Raw genomic sequence first — 2812 nt, forward strand, 5'->3', positions numbered from 1 at the left:
CTCTTGAGGTGATCCTTCTATATTTTCTTGCATACCCATTAGGTGAATCATTCGTTTCGCTAGGTCTAAAATCTTGACTGGCTCGCCCATATCAAGAACGAACACCTGACCATTGTTACCCATGGCCCCTGCTTGGATAACAAGTTGGGCTGCTTCGGGGATCAGCATGAAATAACGAATGATATCAGGGTGAGTTACGGTTACAGGGCCGCCACATTTGATTTGCTTTTTGAATAATGGAACAACCGAGCCCGAAGAGCCTAGAACATTACCAAAACGTACCATTGTGAAATTTGTGGTGTCTTGCTTATCTGCCAACGCTTGAAGAACCAACTCAGCCATGCGCTTGGTTGCCCCCATTACGTTAGTTGGTCTCACTGCTTTATCTGTTGAGATTAGAGTGAAGTTTTTTACCCCTGTTTGGATCGCAGCTTCAGCGCAAGCAAGTGTGCCAAACACATTATTACGAACGCCTTCAACAATATTATCTTCAACTAACGGAACATGTTTATATGCTGCAGCATGGTAAACAGTTTCAACGCCATGCGCTGTCATCAATTTTTCTAAGCGGTTTTGTCTCTGAACGGAGCCAAGAGCTGCAACGATTTGAGTTTCGCTTTTTAAATTTATTTTGGTCGAATTTAGTTCTTGGTCGATTTTATAAAGGTTGTATTCATTTAGCTCAAACAGCACAAGTGTTTTGGGTTTCTGTGACATGATTTGACGACACAGCTCAGAGCCAATAGAGCCTCCGGCGCCAGTAACCATTACATTCTTATTGAAAATGTTTTGTGCTAAAAGTGCCTTGTCAGGGTCCACAGCAGCTCTTCCAAGTAGATCTGCAACGTCTAAGTCTTTTACGTCAGTTGCTGTCGCTTTTCCTGTAGCAATATCTTCTACTGATGGAACGGATTGCACTGCGATTGGCCAATGTGACAATTTTTCAACCAATCTCAAGCGCTCACCTTTATTAATCCCATTAATGGCCAAAAGCAGCTTTACGGGTTGATAAAGTGATTGAAGGTGTTCAAATTCACTTGAGTGGTGGACCTTAAGTCCAAATAATATTTGACCTGACTTTGTAGGGTCGTCATCAAGTAATACGACTGGATTGTATTCATCCCCCTGAATCAGAGCATATGTTAAGTCGCGACCGGTAGCCCCTGCGCCATAAATAAACACATTGGGCTTTTGACGCTTAAACCAATGATAATAAATTGAACGGATAAGTATTCTGGGGCCACCTAGCGTCAGGGTTGCCAAGCCCGCATATATAAATGGGACACTTCTAGGGATGAACGATTGGAAAAAAAATCCACTCATTATTAAAGCTAGGGTCGATATTATAACGCCAAAGAAAATGTTGCCCACGGCTGGTAGCATCATATAACGTAGGACAGCTCGGTACATTCCTAATTTAATGAAGCTATAAATTGTGATTGAAACAGTAATAAAAAGAGTGATTAGTTCCTCTATTTCGACTGAAAAAAAAGCATTTCCAAGCCTTAAGGCAATGGCTAGATAGAGTGAAATCACGATAGCGAAAATATCATAGCCAATACTGATGAAACGCTTGTTCTTGCGTTTGGCATTAAGCAATATATGTATTGGTCTGATCATGGTGTTCCTTAGCGAGCCACTGAGCGTCTTAAGTTTGATGATTATAGTTTTTAGACTGTATTTTAATGTTGTTGAGTGCGGTAAGCTAGTTGTAATTGATTGTTATGTGTCACTCGGTACGTTTACTGTTAATATTGTTTGTTATTTGTTCTACTTTTAGGCTTTTTGCATTATGAGAATTGTAGTCACAGGCAGCACTGGTTTTGTCGGCTCTAGAGTTGTTGAGTTGGCTAGAGAGCGTGACTGGGCAGTCACTCCGGTTGTGCGTAAGCAAATAGGTCCACTAACTAATAGCTTGGTTGTTCCTTCTATTGGCGCATCTACTGATTGGTCGGGTTCATTCGAAGGTGTCGATTGTGTTGTTCACTGTGCAGCTCGTGTTCATCAAATGAATGAGGTCGAGCAAGATGCAGTGATAGCCTATCGAGATATTAATACACTGGGTACATTGAACTTAGCGAAGCAGGCAGCTGATGCGGGCGTTAAGAGATTTGTCTTTGTTAGTTCGATCAAAGTAAACGGTGAGTTTAGCGAGCCCAATTTACCCTTTGGGCCGAATTTAAATAATACTCCTCAAGACCCTTACAGTTTGAGTAAGTATGAAGCTGAAGTTGAGGTGGCTAAGCTCTCAAAAGATACAGGGTTAGAAGTGGTTATTATCAGGCCGCCATTAGTTTATGGACCTGGCGTAAAAGCGAATTTCTTATCTATGATGCGTTTGATTGACAAGGGTATTCCATTACCGTTTGGTGCCATAAAGAACCGTCGAAGCTTGGTGTATCTGGATAATCTATCCAGTTTGATACTGGTGTGCTGTGAACACCCTTTGGCTCCAGGGCATACATTTTTGGCTTCTGATGACCATGATGTATCGACAACTCAATTAATGCGAACAATTGCTCTATCTATGGGAAAAACACCGAGGCTTATACCCGTTCCTATGTCTTGGATAGAGCTGAGTGCTTCAGTGTTAAAAAAACAACAAGTCGCACAAAGAGTATGTGGCAACCTCCAAGTTGATATTTGTTTGACGAAGGAAATTCTGGGGTGGACACCTCCCGTGACCTTTAAGCAAGGAATCAAAAGAACAGTAGAAGCGTACTTGAAGTCGCATTGATGTGTTTTAGATAGCTTGTTACTTTCTTATCCATAAGTTCTTCAGGTGTTTTTGATTAATTAGTAGTACTTATAT

The 2812-nt window shown here is 41.4% G+C and carries 2 protein-coding genes; one reads left to right on the forward strand and one right to left on the reverse strand.

All coding sequences use genetic code 11. The features are described from left to right. Nucleotides 1-1620 (reverse strand): polysaccharide biosynthesis protein (locus AB4653_RS17585; protein ID WP_372104851.1); only part of this gene is annotated, 1620 nt, incomplete at its 3' end. A 172-nt stretch (nt 1621-1792) separates the two neighbouring features. Between AB4653_RS17585 and AB4653_RS17590 the strand changes: the two genes are divergently transcribed. After that, nucleotides 1793-2737 carry an SDR family oxidoreductase gene (locus AB4653_RS17590; protein WP_009847933.1) on the forward strand — a complete coding sequence of 315 codons (945 nt, stop codon included), beginning with the start codon at nt 1793-1795 and terminating at the stop codon, nt 2735-2737. Nucleotides 2738-2812 lie beyond the last annotated feature (75 nt).

This window comes from Vibrio sp. 10N.222.48.A3, from assembly GCF_041475345.1.
GTDB classification, from domain to species: domain Bacteria; phylum Pseudomonadota; class Gammaproteobacteria; order Enterobacterales; family Vibrionaceae; genus Vibrio; species Vibrio tasmaniensis_A.

Excerpts from the sequence above, each read along its gene's own strand:
- AB4653_RS17590 (WP_009847933.1), top strand. The coding sequence starts at position 1,793 with ATGAGAATTGTAGTCACAGGCAGCACTGGTTTTGTCGGCTCTAGAGTT.